The 23,424-nt window shown below is 62.9% G+C and carries 21 protein-coding genes and 2 tRNA genes; 12 read left to right on the plus strand and 11 right to left on the minus strand.

The genetic code is table 11. The features are described from left to right. Positions 1–5: 5 nt before the first annotated feature. The 3 genes from C2I35_RS17085 to gpt are packed head-to-tail and all read right to left on the minus strand — an operon-like array spanning position 6 to position 3,595. Positions 6–1,847 carry a peptidyl-prolyl cis-trans isomerase gene (locus C2I35_RS17085; RefSeq protein ID WP_103764253.1) on the minus strand — a complete coding sequence of 614 codons (1,842 nt, stop codon included), beginning with the start codon at positions 1,845–1,847 and terminating at the stop codon, positions 6–8. A gap of 50 nt (positions 1,848–1,897) precedes the next feature. Continuing rightward, positions 1,898–3,085, minus strand: coding sequence for an aminotransferase (locus C2I35_RS17090; RefSeq protein WP_103764254.1), 1,188 nt, complete (start codon positions 3,083–3,085; stop codon positions 1,898–1,900). 9 nt (positions 3,086–3,094) lie between these two features. Continuing rightward, positions 3,095–3,595 carry a xanthine phosphoribosyltransferase gene (gene gpt / locus C2I35_RS17095; RefSeq protein ID WP_103764255.1) on the minus strand — a complete coding sequence of 167 codons (501 nt, stop codon included), beginning with the start codon at positions 3,593–3,595 and terminating at the stop codon, positions 3,095–3,097. A 113-nt stretch (positions 3,596–3,708) separates the two neighbouring features. Between gpt and C2I35_RS17100 the strand changes: the two genes are divergently transcribed. Beyond that, complete coding sequence (locus C2I35_RS17100; protein WP_103764256.1) at positions 3,709–4,176, plus strand: SRPBCC family protein; 468 nt, start codon at positions 3,709–3,711, stop codon at positions 4,174–4,176. A gap of 3 nt (positions 4,177–4,179) precedes the next feature. Here the strand turns inward: C2I35_RS17100 and fabI are convergent, their stop codons facing one another. Further along, positions 4,180–4,986: an enoyl-ACP reductase FabI gene (gene fabI, locus C2I35_RS17105; RefSeq protein ID WP_103764257.1), complete on the minus strand. Its 807-nt coding sequence runs from the start codon at positions 4,984–4,986 to the stop codon at positions 4,180–4,182. 179 nt (positions 4,987–5,165) lie between these two features. Between fabI and pdxH the strand changes: the two genes are divergently transcribed. The 5 genes from pdxH (at position 5,166) to C2I35_RS17130 (ending at position 11,316) form a co-directional block, all read left to right on the plus strand. After that, entirely contained in the window at positions 5,166–5,771 is a 606-nt protein-coding gene (pdxH, locus tag C2I35_RS17110; protein WP_103764258.1) for a pyridoxamine 5'-phosphate oxidase, read from the plus strand. Positions 5,772–5,890: 119 nt separating this feature from the next. Then, positions 5,891–6,430 (plus strand): cold-shock protein, encoded by a 540-nt coding sequence (locus tag C2I35_RS17115; protein ID WP_103764290.1) that lies wholly within the window; start codon positions 5,891–5,893, stop codon positions 6,428–6,430. Beyond that, positions 6,394–6,885 carry a DUF192 domain-containing protein gene (locus tag C2I35_RS17120; RefSeq protein WP_170067247.1) on the plus strand — a complete coding sequence of 164 codons (492 nt, stop codon included), beginning with the start codon at positions 6,394–6,396 and terminating at the stop codon, positions 6,883–6,885. Before C2I35_RS17115 ends, C2I35_RS17120 begins: the two co-directional genes overlap by 37 nt. A gap of 98 nt (positions 6,886–6,983) precedes the next feature. After that, positions 6,984–7,060, plus strand: a tRNA-Pro gene (locus C2I35_RS17125). A 587-nt stretch (positions 7,061–7,647) separates the two neighbouring features. After that, complete coding sequence (locus tag C2I35_RS17130; protein WP_103764260.1) at positions 7,648–11,316, plus strand: vitamin B12-dependent ribonucleotide reductase; 3,669 nt, start codon at positions 7,648–7,650, stop codon at positions 11,314–11,316. A gap of 275 nt (positions 11,317–11,591) precedes the next feature. Here C2I35_RS17130 and C2I35_RS17135 read toward each other — a convergent pair whose 3' ends face one another. From C2I35_RS17135 to rocF, 3 genes are all read right to left on the minus strand, one after another. Next, positions 11,592–12,248 (minus strand): FkbM family methyltransferase, encoded by a 657-nt coding sequence (locus C2I35_RS17135; RefSeq protein ID WP_103764291.1) that lies wholly within the window; start codon positions 12,246–12,248, stop codon positions 11,592–11,594. Between the two features lie 82 nt (positions 12,249–12,330). Continuing rightward, on the minus strand, positions 12,331–13,383 hold the full coding sequence (locus C2I35_RS17140) for an ornithine cyclodeaminase (RefSeq protein ID WP_245890527.1): 1,053 nt from the start codon (positions 13,381–13,383) through the stop codon (positions 12,331–12,333). 17 nt (positions 13,384–13,400) lie between these two features. Further along, positions 13,401–14,330 carry an arginase gene (gene rocF, locus C2I35_RS17145; protein ID WP_103764293.1) on the minus strand — a complete coding sequence of 310 codons (930 nt, stop codon included), beginning with the start codon at positions 14,328–14,330 and terminating at the stop codon, positions 13,401–13,403. A gap of 115 nt (positions 14,331–14,445) precedes the next feature. Between rocF and C2I35_RS17150 the strand changes: the two genes are divergently transcribed. Further along, the gene (locus C2I35_RS17150; protein WP_103764261.1) at positions 14,446–14,874 is read left to right on the plus strand and encodes an Lrp/AsnC family transcriptional regulator; all 429 of its coding nucleotides are present in this window, start codon (positions 14,446–14,448) and stop codon (positions 14,872–14,874) included. Here C2I35_RS17150 and C2I35_RS17155 read toward each other — a convergent pair. Both C2I35_RS17155 and C2I35_RS17160 read right to left on the minus strand, forming a co-directional pair. Continuing rightward, positions 14,871–15,347, minus strand: coding sequence for a disulfide bond formation protein B (locus C2I35_RS17155; RefSeq protein WP_103764262.1), 477 nt, complete (start codon positions 15,345–15,347; stop codon positions 14,871–14,873). The genes C2I35_RS17150 and C2I35_RS17155 overlap by 4 nt on opposite strands. 74 nt (positions 15,348–15,421) lie before the next feature. Further along, positions 15,422–16,036: an exopolysaccharide biosynthesis protein gene (locus tag C2I35_RS17160; protein ID WP_103764263.1), complete on the minus strand. Its 615-nt coding sequence runs from the start codon at positions 16,034–16,036 to the stop codon at positions 15,422–15,424. Positions 16,037–16,164: 128 nt separating this feature from the next. Here C2I35_RS17160 and C2I35_RS17165 point away from each other — a divergent pair. Beyond that, positions 16,165–16,250, plus strand: a tRNA-Leu gene (locus C2I35_RS17165). Positions 16,251–16,303: 53 nt separating this feature from the next. Here the strand turns inward: C2I35_RS17165 and C2I35_RS21945 are convergent. Both C2I35_RS21945 and C2I35_RS17170 read right to left on the minus strand, forming a co-directional pair. Beyond that, positions 16,304–16,723, minus strand: coding sequence for a hypothetical protein (locus C2I35_RS21945; RefSeq protein WP_146050060.1), 420 nt, complete (start codon positions 16,721–16,723; stop codon positions 16,304–16,306). Continuing rightward, positions 16,698–18,434, minus strand: a complete 1,737-nt coding sequence (locus C2I35_RS17170) for a sensor histidine kinase (protein ID WP_245890528.1) — start codon at positions 18,432–18,434, stop codon at positions 16,698–16,700. The genes C2I35_RS21945 and C2I35_RS17170 overlap by 26 nt, the downstream gene beginning before the upstream one ends. 716 nt (positions 18,435–19,150) lie before the next feature. Here C2I35_RS17170 and C2I35_RS17175 point away from each other — a divergent pair. The 4 genes from C2I35_RS17175 to C2I35_RS17190 all read left to right on the plus strand — a co-directional run. Then, complete coding sequence (locus C2I35_RS17175) at positions 19,151–20,152, plus strand: TAXI family TRAP transporter solute-binding subunit (RefSeq protein WP_103764264.1); 1,002 nt, start codon at positions 19,151–19,153, stop codon at positions 20,150–20,152. 111 nt (positions 20,153–20,263) lie between these two features. Beyond that, entirely contained in the window at positions 20,264–22,477 is a 2,214-nt protein-coding gene (locus tag C2I35_RS17180; RefSeq protein ID WP_245890529.1) for a TRAP transporter permease, read from the plus strand. After that, positions 22,474–23,289, plus strand: a complete 816-nt coding sequence (locus C2I35_RS17185; protein WP_103764265.1) for an IclR family transcriptional regulator — start codon at positions 22,474–22,476, stop codon at positions 23,287–23,289. The genes C2I35_RS17180 and C2I35_RS17185 overlap by 4 nt, the downstream gene beginning before the upstream one ends. Continuing rightward, positions 23,286–23,424, plus strand: a 139-nt coding sequence (locus tag C2I35_RS17190) for a CoA transferase (protein WP_211286170.1), incomplete at its 3' end; no start/stop codon positions are given. The genes C2I35_RS17185 and C2I35_RS17190, both read left to right, overlap by 4 nt.

A 23,424-nucleotide genomic window follows, 5' to 3' on the forward strand; every position in this document is an offset into this window, starting at 1 on the left:
CGCCCTTACTGGAAGTTGTTGTGCACGGCGTTCAGCGCACCCTGATCGAAATTGACGCCCGCACGGGTGCGGATGTCATTGGCCAGCACCTGGAACAGGTCCTGTGACAGGCCGCCCGCGGTTTCGTTGCGGAGGAACTGGTCGATCTGTTGCAGGTCGCCATCCTCGGGATCGGGGTCCTGAACCGTGTTCAGCTTCAGTACGAAGATGCGACCATTGCCGTTGATCACCTCGACATCGCCCACTTCCATGCCGAAGACGGTCTCGATGAACTCCTGCGGCGCTTCCTCGATGAAGCCGCGGCGGGTCACTTCCTCGCTGCCGTCAACGGTCAGTTCGACCTCCTCGAAGCTTTCGCCGGCGGCGAGTCGACCGACTTTGCCAGCCACCTGTTCGCGCAGAAGCTCGTTGATCTTGGTCTCGGTCCACGCGGCGTTGACGGCGTCGCGGACCTCCTCGAGCGGTTGCAGGGTGGGGGGAACGACCTCGTCAAGACGCATGGCGAAGATGCCGCCATCCTCCAGTTCGATCACCTCCGGATAATCGTCCTCGCTCAGGTTGGCCGCAGCGGCGCGAAAACCCTCGTAGGCGGCGATATCCTCGGACATGCCGGGATGCCAGTCGATGCTGGCCACGCGCATGGCGGTCTCGGCGCCCAGATCCTCGATGGTGGCGCCGCCCGCCAGAAGGTCATCAACGGCGTCGACGCGGCCCTCGACCACGCGGCGGGCGCGGTCGGCGGCGATGATGTCGCGCAGTTCCGGCTCGGCCTCTTCGAAGGTGGTTTCCTGTGCCTGCAGCACCGCGTTCACGCGAAACAGCGCGGGGCCGATGCTGCTGGGAAGGGGGCCGACCACTTCGGACGGGGCGGCCTCGAAAACGGTTTCGGCGGCCTCGCCCAGGTCGGCGGCCTCGACGGTGCCCATGTCGGTATCGGCCAGCTCCAGCCCGCGTTCGGCCACCAGGTCCTCGAAGCTGGCCTCGCCTTCGTCCAGCCGGGCCATCGCGGCCTCGGCGGCTTCGGTGTCGGAAAAGACCAGCCGTTCGACCAGCCGGCGTTCGGGTTGTACGAACTCGTCGCGCCGTGCCTCGTAGGCGTCGCGCAGGGCCTGCTCGTCGACTTCGACCGTGTCGAGGATCATTTCGGGCGTCAGCCACGCATAGGTGATGCGCTTGACCTCGGGGCGGGTGAACATCGCCTCGTTCTCGGAATGGAAGGCGGCAAGGTCCGCGTCGTCCGGCTCGGGCAGGCCGACCTCCAGATCCTCGCGCCCGAGGATGGCCCATTCGATGCCGCGCTGTTCGCCCAGATATTGCAGCATGGTGTCGGTATAGATTTCGGGCATTGTGACGCCCGACAGCACGGCGGCCTGCACGAAGCTGCGGGCGATCTCGCGGCGGATGTCGTCCTCGAACTCGGATTCGTTCATGCCCAGCCGGTCGAGGGCAAAGCGGTAAGCCTCGCGGTCGAATTCGCCGCCGGGGCCGGTGAACTGCTGCATCGAGGTGATCTGATCGGCCAGATTGGCGTCACCAACCGAGATGTTGTTGACGATGGTTTCATGGTCCAGCGCGCCCTGCACGGTCAGCTGGCCCATGACCCGCTCGGGGATGTTCCTCTGCTGGGCCTTGGCAAAGCTGATGCTTTCACCGCTGTCGGCCTCGGCGGCGCGGATCTCGTTCTGAAGGCCCTGGAAATAGTCCTGGACCGAGATCTCGGCCTCGCCCACGGTGCCGACCGTGCGCAGGGTGCCCGACAGGCTGGTGACGCCGAAGCCGCCGAGACCGAGGATCAGAAGACCCATCAAGATCCAGACAAGCGGTTTCGTGATGCTTTTGGCTGCCATTTGGCCTCCCCCGGGGCTGCTCTTGCGTTCAGGCCTGTCTAAGGCCGGTTTCAGCGAGGAGCAAGGGGCCAGTCGAGACCCGCCAGCCGGTCGAAGAGCGTGCCGATCTCGGCGCGGTTCACGTTGGCGAAGGCCACGCGCAGTTCGCGCTTGCCCTGCGCGTCACCGGAGGGCTGGAACATGGTGCCGGGCAACAGCAGGATGCCGGCCTCGGCCACCAGTTTCTGCGCCAGTTCATCGGACGGCATGGCGAAGGGATGGCGGAGATAGGCGAAATACGCCCCACAGCCCATCAGTTTCCAGCCCGCGCCGTCGATCTTGGCCATGTTGTCCGAAATGGCGGCGCGGCGGTCGAGGATCTCGTCGCGTTCGCCGGCCAGCCATTGGCTGAGGTTCTGCATCCCCCAAAGGGCGGCGATCTGGCCAAGCTGGTTGGGGCAGATGGTGACGGTGTCGAGGAACTTCTCGGCCTCGGCCAGACGCGTGCGGCTGGCGACCATGGCACCCACGCGGTGACCGGTCAGGCGGTAGGCCTTGGAGAAGGAGTAAAGCTGAATGAGCGTGTCGTCCCATGAGGGGTCGGTGAAGAGGTCATGCGGCGCGCCACTGCGGGCGTCGAAATCGCGGTAGGTCTCATCCACGATGAGCGCGATGCCGTGACGGCGGGCCAGATCGAAGAACGCCCGCACCAGTTCGGCGGGATATTCCACGCCGCCGGGGTTGTTCGGTGTGACCAGCGAGATGGCCCGCGTGCGCGGCGTGATCAGGGCCTCGGCCCGCTCGGGGTCAGGCAGCAGTGCGTCGTCGGTGGGCAGGGGCACGGAGGTGACGCCCTGCATGTCGAGCCACATCTTGTGATTGAAGTACCACGGGGTGGGCAGGATGACCTCGTCGCCCTCGGTGCACAGCCCGGCAATCGTGGCGGCAAAGGCCTGGTTGCAGCCCGAGGTGATGGCGACCTGGTCTGCCGCGATAGCGCCGCCATAGGCGCCGCACCACTGCCGGGCCACTTCCTCGCGCAGATCCGGACGGCCCAGAACAGGGCCGTAAAGATGCGCCTGCGGCTCGTTCAGCGCGGCCTCGGCAATGACCTGGCGCAGCTGGTCGGGCGGCGGGTCCACCGGGGCGGCCTGGCTGACGTTGATCAGCGGGCGTTCGGGCGGGAAGGTGACGCCCTCCAGCCAGCGCCGCGCCTCCATCACCGGGGGCGAAAAGGTCGTCTCGGTGCGGCTTGTCATGATGTGTCCTCAGGCCCCGCGATAGGGTTCGACATATTGCAGGGCCATGTCCCAGGGGAAGAAGATCCAGGTGTCCTGGCTGACCTCGGTGACGAAGGTATGGACCAGCTCGCGCCCCTGCGGTTTGGCATAGACGGTGGCCACATGCGCCTTTGGCAGGGCGGCGCGGACCACTTCCAGCGTCTTGCCGGTGTCCACGAGGTCATCGACGATCAGCACGCCGGTCCCATCGCCCACGAGGTCTGGGTCGGGGGATTTCAGGATCTGCGGCTTGCCTTGCGTCTGGTGGCTGTAGGATTTCACGCTGATCGTATCGACCGCGCGAATGTCCAGTTCCCGCGCCACGATCATCGCGGGCGCCATGCCGCCGCGGGTGATGGCCACCACGGCCTTCCAGTCGGCATCGGCAGGCGCCTCGTCCTGCAACCGCCAGGCCAGCGCTCGTGCGTCGCGGTGCAGTTGATCCCAGCTGACGTGGAAGCCTTTTTCGTGGGGCAGGCGGTCGGTCATCTCAAGCGGTCTCCTTTGCCTTATTCGTCTAGCGCAACACCGCGCAAAGCGAAAGCCGGGTTTTGCGCGCGGGCCGGGGCGGTGTACCCTGCGCCGCGAAAGGAATGCTGCAAATGGCCTCGCGCACGCTTGTCTCCGAATGGCGCCTGCCCGGCACGGTCGAGGAGGTGGTCAATGTGCTGGGCGACGCCGAGGCGCTGACCGACTGGTGGGGCGACGTCTACCTGAGCGTGGAGACCCTGAAAGACGGCGACGAAAACGGCGTGGGGCGCGTGGTGGCGTTTCACAGCCGGGGCAAGCTGCCCTACACGCTGCGCTGGCGCGGCGAGGTGATCTCGGTGCAGGATGACGGCTGGACGATCCGCGCCCGCGGCGACCTCGAAGGGCAGGGCGTCTGGGCCTTCGCGCAGGAGGGTGACGTCGCCGTGGCCCGCTATGTCTGGACAGTGGGTGTGGAGCGGCCCTGGATGCGGATCATGGCGCCGATCCTCTGGCCGGTTTTCATCGCCAACCACAGATGGGCCATGGCCCGTGGCGAAGAGGGGTTGCGCCGCGAACTGGTGCGGCGGCGCAACGGGTAAGGCTCAGCTCTTGTCGATATCCGGCGCGTCGACGGCCTTCATGCCCACGATGTGATAGCCCGCGTCAACGTGCAGGTTCTCGCCCGTGGTGCCGCTGCCCAGATCGCTGAGAAGATAGAGCGCCGATTTGCCCACGTCCTCGATCGTCACGTTGCGGCGCAGGGGCGAGTTCAGTTCGTTCCACTTCAGGATATAGCGGAAATCGCCGATGCCGCTGGCGGCCAGCGTGCGGATCGGGCCGGCGGAGATGGCGTTCACGCGGATACCGTCGCGGCCCAGATCCTCGGCCAGGTATTTCACCGACGCCTCCAGCGCGGCCTTTGCGACGCCCATGACGTTGTAATGGGGCATTACCTGCTCGGCACCGTAATAGGTCAGCGTCAGCATCGAGCCGCCGTCGGTCATGAGTTTCTCGGCGCGGTGGGCCACGGCGGTGAAGGAATAGACCGAGATGTCCATCGTCTTGATGAAATTCTCGCGGCTGGTGTCCACGTAACGGCCGCGCAGCTCGTTCTTGTCGGAAAAGCCGATGGCGTGGACAAGGAAGTCGATCTTGCCCCATTTCTTTTCCAGCTCGTCGAACAGCGCCCCGATCGAGGCCATGTCGGCGACGTCGCAGGGCAGGACGGTGTCGCTGCCCAGCTCTTCGGCCAGCGGCGCCACGCGTTTCAATAGCGCCTCGCCCTGGTAGGAGAAGGCCAGTTCGGCACCGGCGTCGGCGCAGGCCTTGGCGATTCCCCATGCAATGGATTTGTCATTGGCCAATCCCATGATCAGCCCTCGCTTGCCCGCCATCAGTTGATTTGACATTCAGTGCCCTCGGCCCACTTCGCTTGTCTGACTGCTTTAGGCGATTGCCAAAGGTGCATCAAGCCAAAGACCGGATGCGACGGCATGCGGGCGCCGGAGCGTGGCGGGCGGGTCAGGTTGCACTTGCGCAATCGTGCGGCGCGGTCTAGCGCGGGCTGGGACAAGACGGGAAGGACTGAATGGCTGACAGAACCGGAAAATTCGCGGGCGACGATCCGTTCGAGATCGCCCGCGCGTGGCTGGCCGAGGCGGAAGCCGCGGAAATCAACGATCCCAATGCCATGGCACTGGCGACGGTGGACCCCGACGGCCTGCCCAACGTACGCATGGTCTTGCTGAAAAGCATCGGTGCGGACAGTTTCGTCTTCTACACCAATTACGAAAGCGCCAAGGGGTCCGAGATCGCGGCCAGCGGCAAAGTCGCGCTGGTGCTGCACTGGAAATCGCTCCGCCGCCAGATCCGGGTGCGTGGCACGGTGACCCGAGAGGACGGGCCCGAGGCCGACGCCTATTTCGCGTCGCGCTCGCTGAAAAGCCGGCTGGGGGCCTGGGCATCGAGACAATCGCAGCCCTTGGAATCTCGTACGGATTTGATGGCCGAGGTCGCTCGCGTGACTGCCGCCAAGGGGCCGAATCCACCGCGTCCCGAGTTTTGGGGCGGGTTCCGTATCGCTCCGGTTGAAATCGAATTTTGGGCGGATGGCGCGTTCCGTTTGCATGATCGGTTCGTCTGGCGCCGCGAAGCACTTGAAAACGCTTGGGAAATTACACGACTCAGCCCGTAGGGTGAACAAAGCGCAAGCGTGCAAACCTTTGATCGCTATGTGATTCTCTTGAATACGCTGCGCACTTCGGCGCAATATTCGTGAACAGCCTGAAAAGAAGGCGCAACCGGACAGTGAACGTGGAAAATTCGGCAGACGGCACCAGGCAATTGCATGGCCATGTGAAATGGTTCGATCCCGTCAAGGGGTTCGGCTTCGTCGTGGCAGACGAAGGCGGCCCGGATATCCTGTTGCATGCCAATGTGCTGCGGAACTTCGGCCAAAGCTCGGTCGCCGACCGGGCGGGCATCCTGCTGACCGTGCAGGAAACCGAGCGTGGCGTTCAGGCCGTCGAGGTGCTGCAGATCGAGCCGCCCGAGGATGCCGACTCCACCGGGCTTGCCGACCTGGAAGGCGTCGACCCCGAGGTGATCCGATCCGCCCCGCTGGAACCGGCGCGGGTGAAGTGGTTCGACAAGGGCAAGGGGTTCGGATTTGCCAACACCTTCGGACGCGACGAGGATGTCTTCGTTCACATAGAAGTGTTGCGCCGGTCGGGCCTTGCGGACTTGCAGCCGGGCGAGGCGCTTGCCATTCGTGTGATTGAAGGGAAACGCGGCCGGATGGCCACGGAGGTGTGTGGATGGGAAATGGCGGTCAAGGAATCCAAAGACTCCTGACAGGCGCGGCGGCGCTGGTATTGATGGCGGGCGCGGCGATGGGTGCCTGCCGCGAAGACAAGGTCGACCTGCGCGGCGACTGGGGCTCGGCCAGCTTTACCGTGGAACTGGCCGACGACAATGCCGAACGGGCGCAGGGCCTGATGAACCGCGAAAGCATGGCGCGCTCGGCGGGGATGCTTTTCGCTTATCCGGCCCCGCGCCCGGTGCGGTTCTGGATGCGCAACACGCTCATTCCGCTCGACATGATCTTTCTCGATCAGGCCGGCACGGTGCAAAAGGTGCATCACGAGGCCCAGCCGCTGGACGAGTCGCTGATCTATGGTGGCGATGCCATCCAGTACGTGCTGGAGATCAATGGCGGGCTGGCCCGGCAGATGGGCATTTCCGAGGGCAGCGAATTGCGTCATCCGGTGATCGGAGACAATGCGGCCTGGCCCTGCGACGCCGAATAGGTCTACGTGCGCCCGGGATGACATGTCGCCTAGTTTTCGGGCGCGTCGCAAAGGGGCTTTCCATTCGATGCAAAGCCCTCTAAACGGGCGGCACGGTCCGGGGCGTGGCGCAGTCTGGTAGCGCACCTGTTTTGGGTACAGGGGGTCGTAGGTTCGAATCCTGCCGCCCCGACCATTTTTTCCGACATGACGATGATGACACGCGGGGCACTCGCCTTTGGGTCGATTCTGTGGATAACACAGTTGAGCGTGTTGCCGGGACACGCGCCCGCACTATGTATGGGTTCTTGCGTGCCCGGAACACCACATCTGGTGGATTGTCGGTCCCTTGCCCATGCCCATACCGAACTCGTTTGTTCAGAACCGGCTAAGCCACACGGATAAAAGCGCTTTTTTCGCCCCTTTTTTGGGCGGGCGTCGACACGCGCTCGGAAATGAATCGGGGCGAGCGCAAAACCGCCGCTGTGGATAAGCCGGTCAACTGAATTTTTTAGGTCATCTTGGTAAAAAATCCGTTGACCGTTTGTGGCTACATACGTCAGGTTGTGCAGGCGGATCAGCAAGCCACAAGATATAGTGGCGCGGATCTGGGTAGGGACAGAAACCCAAGACTTCTACCGGCAGGGCCGGACAAAGCCAGGTGCGACCGGATGCGGCGCATCGGCAGGTATGGGTTTTGCCTCCCGGTCCACTGAGACGCGAGGGTTTGCGGCCAGAAAGGTCGTGCTGGTCATAATAACGCTGGATCATGGGGCAGCCAAAATGAAGATCGAAAGAAAGTTTACCAAGGCAGGTCAGGACGCTTATGCGGAGCTGGACTTCGTCACCACGAGTTCGGAAATCCGCAACCCTGACGGCACCACCGTCTTCAAGCTGGACGAGGTCGAAGTCCCCGCCAAGTGGAGCCAGGTCGCCAGCGACGTGATTGCCCAGAAATATTTCCGCAAGGCCGGCGTTCCGACCGCGTTGAAGAAGGTCGAGGAAAAGGACGTGCCCGAGTTCCTGTGGCGCTCGGTTCCCGCCAGCGACGACACGCCGAAAACCGGCGAAACCAGCGCCAAGCAGGTGTTCGACCGGCTGGCCGGCGCCTGGGCCTACTGGGGCTGGAAGGGCGGCTATTTCACCACCGAGGAAGACGCCCGCGCCTATTTCGACGAGATGCGCTTCATGCTGGCGCGTCAGATGGCGGCGCCCAACAGCCCGCAATGGTTCAACACCGGCCTGCACTGGGCCTATGGCATCGACGGCCCCGGCCAGGGCCACTACTACGTGGATTTCAAGACGGGCGAACTGACCAAATCGAGCAGCGCCTATGAGCACCCGCAGCCCCATGCGTGCTTCATCCAGTCGGTCAAGGACGACCTTGTCGGCGACGGTGGCATCATGGACCTGTGGGTGCGCGAGGCCCGCCTGTTCAAGTACGGATCGGGAACCGGCACGAACTTCTCGTCGCTGCGGGCGGCCAACGAGCCGCTGTCGGGCGGCGGCAAGTCCAGCGGCCTGATGGGTTTCCTGAAGATCGGCGACCGCGCGGCGGGCGCGATCAAGTCGGGCGGCACCACGCGCCGCGCCGCGAAGATGGTGATCTGCGACGTCGACCACCCCGATATCGAGGATTTCATCAACTGGAAGGTCATCGAGGAACAGAAGGTGGCGTCCATCGTCGCCGGCTCCAAGATGCACGAGGCCAAGCTGAATGATATCTTCGGCGCGATCCGCGCCTGGGACGGCAGCACCGAGGATGCAGTCGACCCCAGCAAGAACGAGCAGCTGAAGACCGCCATTCGCGGCGCGAAAAAGTCGGCGATCCCGGAAACTTACGTCAAGCGGGTGCTGGACTACGCCAAGCAGGGCTACGAGAGCATCGAGTTCCCGACCTACGACACCGACTGGGACTCGGAAGCCTACGCCAGCGTCTCAGGCCAGAACTCCAACAACTCGATCCGCGTGACCGATGCCTTCCTGCAGGCGGTCAAGGACGACGCGATGTGGCCGCTGACCAACCGGACCGACGGCAGCGTGGTCAAGGAAATCCCGGCGCGTGAGCTGTGGGAGAAGGTGGGCCATGCCGCATGGGCCTGTGCCGATCCGGGCATCCAGTACCACGACACCGTCAACGCCTGGCACACCTGCCCGGAAGACGGCGCGATCCGCGGCTCGAATCCGTGCTCGGAATACATGTTCCTCGACGACACGGCCTGCAACCTGGCCTCGATGAACCTGCTGCAATTCTTCGACGGCAATACCTTCGATTCGGAAGCCTATGTTCACGCCACGCGCCTTTGGACCGTGACGCTGGAGATCTCGGTCACCATGGCGCAGTTCCCCAGCCAGGAAATCGCGCAGCTGAGCTACGAGTTCCGCACGCTGGGCCTGGGTTACGCCAATATCGGCGGCCTGCTGATGAACATGGGCTACGGCTATGACAGTGACGAGGGCCGCGCGCTCTGCGGTGCGCTGACCGCGATCATGACCGGCGTGGCCTATGCCACCTCGGCCGAGATGGCCAAGGAACTGGGGCCGTTCGCCGGCTACAAGCGCAACAAGGCGCATATGCTGCGGGTGATGCGCAACCACCGCAACGCCGCCTATGGCGCGACCGAGGGCTATGAAAAGCTGGCCGTGAAACCCGTGCCGCTGGACCTGGCCAACGTGCCCGACAGCCGCCTGGCCGATTTGGCGATGGCAAGCTGGGACGAGGCGCTGACGCTGGGCGAAAAGCACGGCTACCGCAACGCGCAGTCGACCGTGATCGCGCCCACCGGCACCATCGGCCTGGTGATGGATTGCGACACCACCGGAATCGAGCCCGACTTCGCGCTGGTCAAGTTCAAGAAGCTGGCCGGTGGCGGCTACTTCAAGATCATCAACCAGTCGGTGCCCGCCGCGCTTGAAAAGCTGGGCTATGGCAGCGCCGAGGTCGAAGAGATCGTCGCCTACGCCGTGGGTCACGGCACCATCGGCAACGCGCCGGGCGTCAACCACACCACGCTGGCCGGTCACGGCTTTGGCGCCAACGAGCTGGCCAAGGTCGACTCCGCTCTGGGCAGTGCCTTCGATATCCGCTTCGTCTTCAACCAGTGGACGTTGGGCGAGGAGTTCTGCAGCAACGTGCTGGGCATCCCGGCGGAAAAGCTGAACGACCCGACCTTCGACCTGCTGGCCTCGCTGGGCTATTCCAAGCAGGACATCGAGGCGGCCAACGACCACGTTTGCGGGACGATGACGCTGGAAGGCGCACCGCACCTCAAGGAAGAACATTACGTGGTCTTCGACTGCGCCAACCCGTGCGGCAAGAAGGGCAAGCGCTTCCTGTCGGTGAACTCCCACATCGACATGATGGCGGCGGCGCAGTCGTTTATCTCGGGCGCGATCTCCAAGACGATCAACATGCCCAACGACGCCACCATCGAGGATTGCCAGGCCGCGTATGAACGCAGCTGGCAGATGGGGGTGAAGGCCAATGCGCTCTATCGCGACGGCTCGAAACTCAGCCAGCCTCTGGCCGCCGCGCTGGTCGAGGATGACGACGAGGCCGCCGAGGTGCTGGAGAGCGGGTCGGCACAGGAAAAGGCCGCCGTTCTGGCCGAGAAGATCGTCGAGAAGGTGATCGTCAAGGAAGTGGTCAAATCGCACCGCGAGAAGATGCCGGAGCGTCGCAAGGGCTATACCCAGAAAGCGGTCGTCGGCGGACACAAGGTGTACCTGCGCACGGGCGAATACCAGGACGGGTCGCTTGGCGAGATCTTCATCGACATGCACAAGGAAGGCGCGGGTTTCCGGGCGATGATGAACAACTTCGCCATCGCGGTCTCGGTCGGCCTGCAATACGGCGTGCCGCTGGAGGAGTTCGTCGACGCCTTCACCTTCACCAAGTTCGAACCGGCGGGCATGGTGCAGGGCAACGACAGCATCAAGAACGCGACGTCGATCCTGGACTATATCTTCCGCGAACTGGCGGTCAGCTATCTCGACCGTACGGACCTCGCACACGTCAAACCCGAAGGCGCGTCGTTTGACGACCTCGGTCGCGGCGAAGAGGAAGGCGTGAGCAATATCAAGGAGATGTCGGGCGAAGCTGCCTCGAAATCCCTCGAAGTGCTCAAGCAGATCAGCTCGACCGGCTACCTGCGCAAGCGTCTGCCCCAGGAACTGGTGGTGCTGAACGGCGGGGCCGCGCTGGCCACGGCGCTGGATAGCGGTGACCCCGAGACGGCCCTGCAAACGCTGGTGCCCGAGACCAAGACTGTCAGCGCGACGACCAGCACGACGGCGGTCTCAACTGGCACGTTGGGCATGAACGCCGCGACCAAGGCGCGGATGCAGGGCTACGAGGGCGAGGCCTGCGGCGAATGCGGCAACTACACGCTGGTGCGCAACGGCACCTGCATGAAGTGCAACACCTGCGGCGCGACGTCGGGGTGTAGCTGACGGAACACACATCCCTGGGGGATGTGCAGGGGCGGTCCCGGCTTGGCGTTAGGCCGGCCGCCCCGACGAGACAGGCCAGCGGCGCGAGACATCGCGCGGGGTCTGAAGACTAGGGTGGGGGCAGACTATCGCTCTGACCCATCCTGATCCGGGGCGGGTGCGCTCGCCCCTGACGCAGCTCAGGCCGCAGGCAGAAACCGGGCGGTACATAAAGAGTGAGCCTGAGCGGCGAAACTAGACCCGGGGGGCTTCGGCCCCCCGTTTTTCTTTGTTTCTCAGGGGCGTAGCTGCCATTCTTCCCAGACGAAGGGGTAAGACCAGACGCAATGATGGGTCTTGTCCAGCCGGGCGCGGATATCGTCGCGCAGCGCCTTCATGTCGGGTTCGAACAGGTGAAACTGCACTTGCAGCCGGTCGATCCTGGTGATGTCGCCGGTCTCGATCAGTGCGGACAGCAGGTCGTATTCGCTGCCCTCGATATTCACTTTCATCAGTGCGATCCGGTCCACCGGCGTATGGGCAAAGAAATCCGACACCGACATGGTCTTGACCTGGAAGGCGCGGTCATGATCGGCCACCGAAGACGACGCATCGCCCGCATCCGAAAGCTCCATCGTGCCGGTCGTCGACCCGATGGCCAGCTGGTGCACATGCACGTGGTCGCGGCCCGCGAATTTTGTCTCCAGCGCCTCGGCAAAGCCGGGATGCGGCTCGAAGAGGTGCATCTGCGCGGCGGGCTGCTGGTCCAGCACGGCATCGGTCCATTCGCCGCGAGAGGCGCCCAGGTTGAACACCACGTCGCCCGGAACAAGATTGCCATACTGGTAAAGCCGCGCCGCGCCGTTCTGCCGCCGCCACATGCGGCAGGCATCGTAGAAGGCGGCCTTCCACGGGTTGCGGCGACGGTCGAGCCATCGGGTGAGTGGGGCCATCGGCACGCTCTTTCCTTGTGGTGTTCGCGCGACGTGATAGCCAAGTTCACCGTCCAAGACGAGAGCGGATCGGCCCTCGGCGTCAGGGCGTCGCGCGCTGCACCATGCCGAAAAGATCGCGCGGGTCGTCCGGGTCGGCCAGCAGATCCAGGTCAAGGAAGCAATCCGTGCCGGGGATGTGGTCGCGGATGTAGCGCAGGGCGCTGAAATCCTCGATGGCGAAGCCGACGCTGTCGAAAAGCGTGATTTGCCGGTCGCTGGTCCGCCCTGGGGCGGCCCCCGACAGAACCTGCCAGAACTCGGTGACCGGGTGGTCCGGGTCCATCTGCTGGATCTCGCCCTCGATCCGGGTCTGCTCGGGATATTCCACGAAGATGTCCGAGCGGGTCAGGATCGCCGGTGCAAGTTCCGTCTTGCCGGGACAGTCGCCGCCGATGGCGTTGATATGCACCCCTTCGCCGATCATGTTGTCGGTCAGGATGGTGGCATATTGCTTGTCCGCCGTGCAGGTGGTGATGATTTGCGCGCCTTCCATGCTTTCCTCGGCGCTGTCGCATTCCACCACGTTCAGGCCCAGCCCCTTGAGGTTGCGCGCTGCCTTGCGCGTGGCGGCCTTGTCGATGTCCCACAGACGCACGGTCTTGAGGCCAAGGACGGCCTTCATCGCAAGGCTTTGGAATTCCGACTGCGCGCCGTTGCCGATCATCGCCATGGTGTCCGCGCCCTTGGGCGCAAGGTGCTTGGCCACCAGCGCAGAGGTGGCCGCCGTGCGCAGGGCGGTCAGCACCGTCATCTCGGTCAGCAGGACGGGATAGCCTGTGTCGACATCCGCCAGAAGGCCAAAGGCGGTCACGGTCTGCAAGCCGTCCTTAGTGTTCTTGGGGTGGCCGTTCACGTATTTGAAGCCATAGGCCTCGCCGTCCGAGGTTGGCATCAGCTCGATCACGCCCACGTCCGAGTGGCTGGCCACGCGGGGCGTCTTGTCGAAGAGCTCCCACCGGGCGAAATCGGCGGCGATGTATTCGGCAAGGCCTTCCAGCATCTTCTCGATGCCGATCTGGTGCACGAGGCGCATCATGTTCTCGACAGAGACGAACGGAACGAAGGCTTTGTCCGAGGGGGCGAGGATGGGCATGTCAGGCTCCTTTGAAATCAGGCGAAGGCGCGGGTCGGACGGTCGAAGATTCGGCGGCCGAGGGCCGAGGCGGTCAGATCCACCATCACCTGCGCGGTGCGGCCGCGCTCGTCCAGGAAAGGGTTGAGTTCGACGAGATCGAGCGAGGTCATCAGGCCACTGTCGCAGATCATCTCCATCACCAGATGCGCCTCGCGGATCGTGGCGCCGCCCGGCACGGTGGTGCCCACGGCAGGCGCGATGCCGGGGTCGAGGAAATCGACGTCGAAGGACACGTGCAGCATCCCGTTCGCCGCCGCGACGGTGTCGAGAAAGGCGGCGAGGGGCCGCGCGATGCCCTGTTCGTCGATGCTGCGCATGTCGTGGCGGTGGGCGGGCGTGGATTGCAGGAATTCGCGCTCATCGGGGTCGACGGAACGCAGGCCGAGGAAGCAGATGTTCTCATACGGCACCGGGTTGGCGACCTGCGGAAACCCGGCAAATCCTTCGCGTCCCGTGGCATAGCCCAGCGGCGTGCCGTGCAGATTACCGGATTCGGTGCTTTGGGGCGTGTGGAAATCGGTATGGGAATCGAGCCACAGAACGAACTGGGGCCGATCCACGCTTGCCGCGTGGTCGGCCACGCCGATCACGCTGCCCAATGACAGCGCATGGTCGCCCCCCAGGAATATGGGCAGGCCGGTCTCCATCGCTTTCCTGGCGGAGGCGGCGATGCTCTCGGTCCAGCCGATGGTTTCCGCAGGCTGGACGAGGTGGCCGGGCAGCGAGGCCGGTGCGGTGGCCGGGGCAGGGGCCAGGTTGCCCCAGTCCTCTACCGTATGACCAAGCGAGGCGAGGGACTTCTCGATCCCCGCCACCCGCAGCGCGTCGGAGCCCATCAGGCATCCGCGCCTTGCCTTGCCGCTGTCCACGGGGGCACCGATGAGAATGCAATGCGACGGGGTCATGGCGTGGCTCCTTTTGGTGTTGGCCAGAATGTTGTTGCTAAAAAGATCGGATTGAAGCAGGTATTTTGTCCATAACGAAAGCAAAATAGGCAAAACGGAGGCTTTGTTCTGCGAAATGGATGCGGTGGATCAGAAACTGCTGTCGGCGCTGCGCCATGATGCGCGCGCGTCGCTGTCGGAACTGGCGATGACACTGGGTGTGTCACGCACCACGGTGCGGTCGCGGATCGACCGGCTCAAGGCCTCGGGCGAGATCGTGGGCTTTACCGTGGTGGTCAAGCAGGACACGGTCCGTGACCCGGTGCGGGGGCTGATGATGCTAGGGATAGAAGGGCGCGGCACCGAACGGGTGGAACGGCGCCTGCGCGGGCTCTCCGCCGTGCGGGCCTTGCACAGCACCAATGGTCGCTGGGACCTGATTGTCGAGATCGGGGCCGAAACGCTGGAAGAACTCGATACCGTGCTGGCCGAGATCCGGCGCTTCGAGGGCGTCGCGACCTCCGAGACCAGCCTGCTGCTGAGTACGAAGAAACAGGCCGGCTAGACTGCGCGGCGCAGCGCCATCGTCCAGAAAACCGCGAAGAGCAATGACGCCAGCATGTTCCAGCTGGCCATCGACAGGCCCAGCATCTCCCACGGGACCTCGTCGCAGCGCACCAGCGGCGCGGACATGATCTGGTCCATCAACTCGTCGGTGCTCATGCCGCTGGTGCTGCCCGCGGTGCACGAGGAAGGGCCTTCCCACCAGCCGCGTTCCACGCCGGTGTGATAGCCGCCGATCCCGGCGGTGGTCAGCGCCGCGAGCAGTCCCGCGCCGAGCAGGAGCCGCACCGCCCCGATGCCCAGCGGGACCAGCAGCACCAGCGCCCCGATCGCGATCGCCGCGCCGTGAGGCCAGCGCTGCCAGATACACAGCTTGCAGGGAGCAAGGCCTCCCACATGTTGGAACGCCAGCGCCCCCAGCAGAAGGGCCAGCGAGCCGCCGGCGGCAAGGATCACAAGGGAATTACGTGTCACATTGGCCTCGAACGATAAGGGACGGGTGAATTAGATCGGGTTGGTGTGGCGGTGCAAGCGTTCATCTTGCCGCGTCACAGGCCGAGCCATCCCTTGATCAGGCTGACAAGCGTCGCCCCGGCGAAAATCAGCGTGGCGATCCACGCGGTGCCCAGCACGGCGCCGATCAGCACCAGGATGCCGTCACGCTGCAACAGGCCCATCGCCACCACCACCACGGCAAAGCCCGGCACGGTGTTGGTGGCGGGCAGAGGGACAAGGATCGACGCGCTGAACAGGACCAGCGCCAGGCCGACGACCTGATCCAGCGGCTTGCGGGTCAGGAACGCAAGGCGCGGTTTGCTGACCGCCTCGATTCGGCGCAGCCATGGGCCCGCGCGGCCGGATAGCCTGTGCAGACTGTCGCTGGTGACCTGTCGGGCGGCCAGATTGCCCGGCAGCCACGGCACCCGCCGCCCAATGGCGATCTGGACGGCGACGAACATAAGCGGCAGAGCCACAACCTGCGGCACGCCGTAGAGGAACGGGATGCAACAGGGCAGGGCGAGTATCAGCAGGAACAGTCCGAAAGCGCGTTCGTGAAGCTGTTCCAGAATCCAGCCGAGCGACACACGATCGCCCGCCGCAAGAGCTGTCAACTGGTCAAGCCGGTCCGATATCGCGATATCTCCCGGCGGTTTCGCGGTCATTCCTGTGGGCCCTTGGTCAACGGATCGCAAAAGATCGGCAGGTCTCGGGTAGCAAATCGCACGTCCGGACGCCAGCGCCAGTTCGCCTATTGTCCTTGCCCGACGAGTTGGGTACAGGTTGGGTCCGTGCCCAAGTGGCGGAATGGTAGACGCAGGGGATTCAAAATCCCCCGGTAGTGATACCGTGCCGGTTCGAGTCCGGCCTTGGGTACCAATGACTTAGCGAATTTCTGGCTGGGTCGGTATTGGCGCGTTCACACTGTGCGTTCACAGAGTCACGTTTCGTTTTTGTTCTGTTCTTGCGCTGGATTTCGCTGCGCATTGCAGTAAACGACCTTGTCCATCGTGAGCGCTGGCTTCAGTCATTTTGGCGAGAATGGGCGGAGAGCCGACCTTCGCTGTTCTATGTACGAACGACCGCAAAGCGCATTTTCTGCGGTTTTGACGCAGGGCCGCTTTGGGCCGGAAGTTGGCTTTGGAGCTCTTTCGCTCCTGCGCCGCCTTCGACAGCGCGCGCTTGTTCGCCCGCTTCCGGTAGTACGCCACCATCCGCGCGCTCTTTCCGGTCACCGCCTGGATCTCGGCGCCTGACGCGCCGGCTTCCGCGGGTTGAATGAACGCCAGCTTGTATTTATTCCGAGCTAAGCGAAGGGATTTGATGTCAAACCGCCATATCCAAACTGGCAATCGTCTCTCTTGGCAACGATAGGGTAAACGTACTCCCGACACCGACCTCGCTATGCACTTTGATGGTGCCGCCTTCCAGTTCGGCGAGTTCTTTCACGACGGCGAGACCCAGCCCGGTTCCTTCGACACTTCGCGTCGACGATGAATCAATCTGGTGAAACGGTTCGAATATCCTATCGATTTCTTCGGGCTCTATCCCGGCACCGGTGTCGGAGACGTCGATGTGAACTTGGCTTTCTGTTTCAGTGACGCTGACCGATATTTTCCCGGAATCCGTGAACTTGATGGAATTCCCCAGCAAATTGATGAGAATCTGTCGTGTGCGCGTCACATCCGCCCAGATGAGACTGGACCTCAAGCTAGTCTCGAGCCTCAGACCTTTCTGTTCGGCCAGAATACTCATCTGTGCCACCACGGGCTGAACAACCTGTTCCACATCACAGACCTTTGGATCGGCCTTCATGCTCCCAGCCTCTAACTTGGCGTAATCGAGCAACTGGTTTACCAGGAACAGAAGGTGCTCGCCTGATTTGTCGATCTTTTCCATCGCGGTAGTTGTAAATCCCACCACTTCATCGAAGCTGGCTTGCATGTCGCTGACATCAGTCGGACGCAGTTTCAACCGCTCATCCAGTTGCTTTGCAGAGGGCAACTGGCGCAGGTTTTTTCCGAGCCTTGAGAAACCCAGAATAACAGTCAAAGGCGTTCGGAGTTCATGGCTCAAGACACTCAGGAAGTTCAGCTTGGCACGGTCCGCAGCTTCAGCTTTTTCTCTAGCTTCGTTCAGGGCTATGATGTCCAACTGAGCTTGCGCCTCTCTGGCCTCTAATTGCCCTGAAACTCGGAGCAAACGCAGGACAAGCCAAATCAGCACCACCCCGCTCGCCAATCCAAACATCAGGAGCGCAGGGAACATCTTAAGGAACAGGTCCATGCCTGGCTGGTGGGGCTTCCACACGAGCCAAGAAAGAATGTTTTTGGCGGGGTCAGTTACCGCAAATCCCGCCATGTCCTCGTCGGGTGGAGCGGATTGAAACGCGGTTCTATCAAGCTCGATTGCCTGGCCGACTTCCTGAGCAAGTACTTCATCGATGTAGCGCACGGCAACATGCAGCGACTCCGTGCCGGGTAACTGTGGGATCTCTCCCGTGTCAGAAATGATGGGCACGACGCTAACGAAAGCCACTTCTCCGGAGAGCCGGATAGGACGCACGACCGCAACTTCTGCCAATTGCTCGTAGGCGTCATCCTGCCCTGCGCTCGCCTCCGCCATAGTACCGCGTAGTTGTGTCACAAGCGGAGCAATGGCATCGGCTCGCGTTTCAAAGGTTTCAGGCGAGCGGATCTCTCCCAAAATAGAAACGAAGAGGGGCTGGTTTTCTTCGTCAAGAATGTAGCTCTCGTGGTGTCCGAAGTATTCCTGCATCCAGGAACCGAGATTCAAGTCGAGCCATTTCTCATCACGGGCAATGATATTCCGGATAGCGTCATCCCAAACTGTGGCGCTTCTCTGTTGCTCGGGAATGCTGGCAACAGTCTCAGCGAGGCTGCGGGAAGCCATACGTTGTTGCCTGGCCAAAGCAGATTGGTCAACGATCCTGATCGCGTTGTGCCCAGCGAGAGTGAGTGCCAGTAGGCCTAAGCCGAACACGATAAACAGGGAACTGACAATCTGGAACGAAAGTTTGCGCCTGCTCGCTGACTTCGACAAATCTTTTCTCCCGCTTCGATCACACACACGGCATGCTGCTAAACCTCACCCCGTGCCGCACCGATCATCGTTAAACTCTGTGATCGTTCACGGCATTCACCACTTATATTAATGGGCTATGGCGAACACATTGCTGCGCCAAGCAAACAGAGATATCATACATCCAGAAGAGGAAAGCACGCCGAGCTCCTTCTCCGCAAGGTGGAATCCAAAGATTTGTGGAGCTGTTGCTCGCCTTTGCTCGCAAGGCGCGGTTTTAGTGACGGCTAACCTACATGCAATTGCTATTTTCGCCGCTTCCGTGCGGTACGCGACAATGCTCTCTGGTTCGCCTGTGTCCGGTCGTATGCTGCCCATCCGACGCTCTGACCTGTTGCAGCTTTGATTTCCGCGTCGGAGCAGTTGGCTTCGGCATGTTCGACACATGTGCGTGTGCGGAGACCATGAAGAGTGTAACGATTTTCGTTGTCGTGCACGGCATCTCGCGTGGATGCTTAAAGAAGACGTAGAACTCGCATTTGGGGGTGCGCTCGGTTCCTTCGGCCCCGCAAGCTATCCGACAATATTAAAGTGAACGCGCCCGGCGACTTGCGCTGATTTGCGCGTCTTCGAATGAAACCTTGTTTACAACAATGTCAGGTTTAAATAATATGAACAAGATTTACATATGCTGAACGATAGGAGGTCGTTCATCGTTGGAAACAAGGGAGGTCCTGATGAGAAAAACAATTTGTACCCTGATGATGGCAGGGGTGATGATGACCGGTGCGGCGAAGGCCGAAGACTATGTCATGCAGACCGCGTCGACGGGTGGCACGTTTCACCCCGTGGGGGTCGCCATCTCTACTTTGAGCAAGGTCAAGCTGCTGCCTTCGGAGAATTTTTCGCTGACGGCGGTGAACTCGGCGGGCTCGGGCGCGAACCTGCAGGCCATGGCGTCCGGAACGGCCGACTTTTCGATCCTGCAGGGGCTTTTCGGCTATTACGCGGCGCGCGGCACCGGGCCTTTGAGCGCACCGATGGAGGATATCCGTTCGGTTTCCATGCTGTGGCAGAATGTCGAGCACTTCATCCTGCGCAACGACCTGGTCGATACCGGCACGGCCGCGGATATCGTCGCCGCCAAGGGCGCCGGCGCGGGCATGGGCGCGCGCAACTCGGGCAGCCTGGGCTCCGGGACGCTCTTGATGGAAGGTCTGGGGCTGAATGCGGAAGAAGACTTTCAGATGATCTATTCCGGTTATGGCCCGACACTTGATGCCATGGCCAACGGACAGATCGAATTTGCGTCGATCCCGGCCGGCGTGCCTGCGGGCGCGATCACCCAGATACTTGCCACCAACGGCGATGACGTGACGATCCTGAACGTAACGCCGGAAGAGGCGGAAGCGATGGATGGCGGGCGTGAACTCTGGACGGCCTATACCATCCCGCCCAACAGCTATCCCGGACAGGACGAGGCGATCCAGACCATCGCCCAGCCGAACTTTCTTGCGGTGAATGACGACGTGTCGGAAGACCACGTCTACAAGCTGACCAAGGCGCTTTACGAAAACCTGCCGTTCTTGCAGTCGATCCACCCGGCAACAAAGGCGATGTCACTGGAGGTGGCGATTGCCGGCCTGCCGACGCCGCTGCACCCGGGTGCTGTGCGCTATTACCGGGAGGTTGGTCTTGATATTCCCGAGCGGCTGCTCCCCCCGGAAATGCAGGACTGATCGCAGGACGCGACCGGGGGCGGTTGGCCGCCTCCGGCGCATTGCGAGAGCGGACCGGGATGATTTCCGGTCGCCTTGCCTCCGCGCCATCGCAAAACAGGAGCGAAGCCCATGCCCGCCCCGAAAGACCCGATCAAAGCCGCGTCCGACGACCCGGTATCAGCGACCGTGACGACCGCTATGCCCTCGGATGCTGGCGAGGTGTCTGAAAAACGTCGGCGCTGGCTTGACCCGGAAAGCCTGGGGCACGGGCCTTGGACCGCGCATGTCATGCGTTGGGCGGTTATTGCCTTTGCGCTCTGGCACATCGCCACGAACCTTTTCATCAACGAAGCCGGGATCTGGCAGAACGCGTTGCACTTCGGCGGTTTCGGGCTGATCGCGGCCCTGTCGACGGCCCCCATGCAGCGGTTGCGCGACAGTCGCTGGGCACTGGTCCTCGACGTGATCTACGGGTTTGCCATTTTCGGGGCGGCCATCTGGGTCGCCTACGCCGAGGATGGCGTGTACGTGAACTCCATGGCCCAGCGTGGGTCCGGCTGGATCTTCAGTCCGATGGACTGGATCGCCGGCGGGCTGGTGATCTTTGCCGCCGTGGACCTGACCCGGCGGCTTACGGGCTGGATCATACCTACGCTGATCCTGATATCCCTGGCCTATATCCTTTTCCTCGGGGCCTGGTTGCCGGGCGTGTTCCGGTCCGCGTCCCTGCCGCTCTCCGACGTGCTGTTCCGGTCGCTCTACAATGACGAAGGCATGTTCGGCGGCATCACCACGATCTCGTCGGCCAATATCACCTTGTTCATGATCTTCGGCGGTTTCCTGATCTACTCCGGCGCGTCGGATTTCGTGATCGAGTTGAGCCGGATCGTCGCAGCGCGCCTGCGCGGCGGTGGCGCCTACGTCGCCGTGATCTCTTCGGCACTGACTGGCACGATCAGCGGCTCCGCGGTCGCCAATACGGCCTCCACCGGGGTCATCACGATCCCGACGATGACGTCCAACGGTTTCAAGCCGACCTTTGCCGCCGGGGTCGAGGCAGCCTCGTCAACCGGCGGCCAGCTGGTGCCGCCGATCATGGGGGCCGGCGCCTTTGTCATGGCGAGTTACACCGGCCTGCCATACAGCACGATCGTCGCGGTTTCGGTCCTGCCGGCCATCCTTTATTTTCTGTCGGTCGCCTGTTTCGTGCGGATCGAGGTCCTGCGATCGGGTATCCCGGCCGCAACGCCGCGCCCCGTGGACCGCAAGAAACTGGCGGCCGGTGCGTTGAACTTCGTGCTGCCACTCGGGGTCATGATCTGGCTTTTGATGACCGGACGTACGCCGAACTACGCGGCCTCGGTCGCCATCGCGGTGCTGGTGGTCGTCAGTTGGGCAACACCCACCAAGATGACCCCGAAGCGTATCGCGCAGGCCCTGATCTTCGGGATGCGGACCGCGGTCATGACGGCCGTGCTGTTGACTGCCATTGGCCTGGTGAACAACGCGATCACGACCTCCGGCGTCGGCGGGGCCTTCAGCCTCATGATCATCCAGTGGTCCCAGGGGTCGCTGATCATCGCAATCGCGTTGGTGGCCCTTGCCTCGCTGATCCTTGGCATGGGGCTGCCGGTGACGGCCGCCTACGTGATCCTCGCAATCCTGCTCGCGCCGGCGCTGTCGGGGCTGCTGGCCGACCGGATCGTCATCGACGCGCTGGCGGCGGGCGTCAATGATGCGGCCGTGAGTGGGACGCTCGCCCTCTTCGATCCGTCGCTACAGGCGGATTTGCCCAGCGGGCTCGGCGCAGAGCGCGCGGCCGAAGTCGTAAGCAGCCTGCCCATGGAAGTGTCCGCGGTGTTGCGCTCGTCGCTTGTGGACCAGGGCCAGTTGTCGACCTTCCTTCTTGTCGCGCACCTGATCATCTTCTGGCTGAGCCAGGATAGCAACGTGACACCGCCGGTCTGCCTTGCCGCCTATACCGCGGCCGGGATCGCGGGATCGAAGCCGATGGCAACCGGGCTGACCTCCTGGAAGATCGCCAAGGGGCTTTACATCATGCCCCTGCTTTTTGCCTATACCCCACTGATATCGGGGGACGGGGCAGAGGCCCTGCGGGTCGCGGTCTTTGCCAGTTTCGGGATCTACGCGGTCACCGCCCTCTTGCAGCGCCATGCGGAAGGGCCACTGACCTGGTGGGCCTATGCCGGGCTGTTGGTTGGCGCGATAGGGGCCTTCATGCCTTACCATATCTGGGCGAACCTTGGCGGTGCTGTCCTGATCCTTGTGACTGCCTGGGGGACGCGTCCGCGACACCCAATAGGCCAGAGGATCGAGACATGACCGGAGAAAAGACTTCGTCGAAACAGACCGCGACGACGACAAGCGATCCGGCGCCGCGACGTGATTCCACGCTGCGCAACGGACTGCGCCTTGTCGAAGCACTTTCGATGCGGGGCGCAATGAGCCTTGGTGATCTGTCCCGCGAGACAGGGATCGGCAAGGCCACGGCCCACCGGCTGCTGCAAACATTGTCGGAAGAAGGTTACGTCGATCAGGACGCGGAAACATCGCGCTACGCCGCGACAATGCGGATCTGGGAGGTGGCGATGGTGCGGTCCGAGCAACCGGACCGCGTCTCGCCCTGTCTGCCGGCGATGCAGCGGCTGCGCGATCTCAGCCGGGAAACCGTGATCCTCGGCCTGATCGACGGGGACGAGATCCTGTACCTGCACCGGCTCGACAGCCCGGAAGCGGTGCGGACCTTCACGCGCGTGGGGGACAGGGCGCCGGCACATTGCGTGGCCACCGGCAAGGCCGTCCTCGCCTTTGACCCCGCTGGTGAAGAGCGCTGGAGCACATTGACACTGGATGCGTTCGGGTCGGAAACGATCACCGATCACAACGCCTTTGCCGCCGACATGAAGGCCACCCGCGACCGGGGTCATTCGATCAATCGGGGTGAGTGGCGCGGTGGCGTTCGTGCCATCGGTGCGCCGATCCGCGGCTGGAACGGACGTGTGCGCATGGCGCTGTCCATTGCCGGCCCGGCCGAACGCATGCCCGACGACAGAATCGCGGAGCTCGCTCCGCTGGTGATGGCAGCAGCCGAGGACGCTTCGGTTGCGTTGCAAGGACGAAAGGACAATTCATGACAAGTACACTTCCGCTGGCCGGCGTTCGCGTGGTCGAGATTTGCCAGATCGCGGCTGGGCCGTTTTGCGGGATGCTTCTGGCGGATATGGGGGCGGAGGTCATCAAGATCGAACCCCCCGCCGGCGATGCCATGC

Origin of the sequence: Roseovarius confluentis (assembly GCF_002917925.1) — a bacterium.
Lineage (GTDB): Bacteria > Pseudomonadota > Alphaproteobacteria > Rhodobacterales > Rhodobacteraceae > Roseovarius > Roseovarius confluentis.

Bases quoted from the DNA above. Each gene is read 5' to 3' on its own strand.
- C2I35_RS17085 (WP_103764253.1), bottom strand. From the start codon at position 1,847: ATGGCAGCCAAAAGCATCACGAAACCGCTTGTCTGGATCTTGATGGGT.
- C2I35_RS17090 (WP_103764254.1), bottom strand. From the start codon at position 3,085: ATGACAAGCCGCACCGAGACGACCTTTTCGCCCCCGGTGATGGAGGCG.
- gpt (WP_103764255.1), bottom strand. From the start codon at position 3,595: ATGACCGACCGCCTGCCCCACGAAAAAGGCTTCCACGTCAGCTGGGAT.
- C2I35_RS17100 (WP_103764256.1), top strand. From the start codon at position 3,709: ATGGCCTCGCGCACGCTTGTCTCCGAATGGCGCCTGCCCGGCACGGTC.
- fabI (WP_103764257.1), bottom strand. From the start codon at position 4,986: ATGTCAAATCAACTGATGGCGGGCAAGCGAGGGCTGATCATGGGATTG.
- pdxH (WP_103764258.1), top strand. From the start codon at position 5,166: ATGGCTGACAGAACCGGAAAATTCGCGGGCGACGATCCGTTCGAGATC.
- C2I35_RS17120 (WP_170067247.1), top strand. From the start codon at position 6,394: ATGGGAAATGGCGGTCAAGGAATCCAAAGACTCCTGACAGGCGCGGCG.
- C2I35_RS17130 (WP_103764260.1), top strand. From the start codon at position 7,648: ATGAAGATCGAAAGAAAGTTTACCAAGGCAGGTCAGGACGCTTATGCG.
- C2I35_RS17135 (WP_103764291.1), bottom strand. From the start codon at position 12,248: ATGGCCCCACTCACCCGATGGCTCGACCGTCGCCGCAACCCGTGGAAG.
- C2I35_RS17140 (WP_245890527.1), bottom strand. From the start codon at position 13,383: ATGCCCATCCTCGCCCCCTCGGACAAAGCCTTCGTTCCGTTCGTCTCT.
- rocF (WP_103764293.1), bottom strand. From the start codon at position 14,330: ATGACCCCGTCGCATTGCATTCTCATCGGTGCCCCCGTGGACAGCGGC.
- C2I35_RS17150 (WP_103764261.1), top strand. From the start codon at position 14,446: ATGGATGCGGTGGATCAGAAACTGCTGTCGGCGCTGCGCCATGATGCG.
- C2I35_RS17160 (WP_103764263.1), bottom strand. From the start codon at position 16,036: ATGACCGCGAAACCGCCGGGAGATATCGCGATATCGGACCGGCTTGAC.
- C2I35_RS17175 (WP_103764264.1), top strand. From the start codon at position 19,151: ATGAGAAAAACAATTTGTACCCTGATGATGGCAGGGGTGATGATGACC.
- C2I35_RS17180 (WP_245890529.1), top strand. From the start codon at position 20,264: ATGCCCGCCCCGAAAGACCCGATCAAAGCCGCGTCCGACGACCCGGTA.
- C2I35_RS17185 (WP_103764265.1), top strand. From the start codon at position 22,474: ATGACCGGAGAAAAGACTTCGTCGAAACAGACCGCGACGACGACAAGC.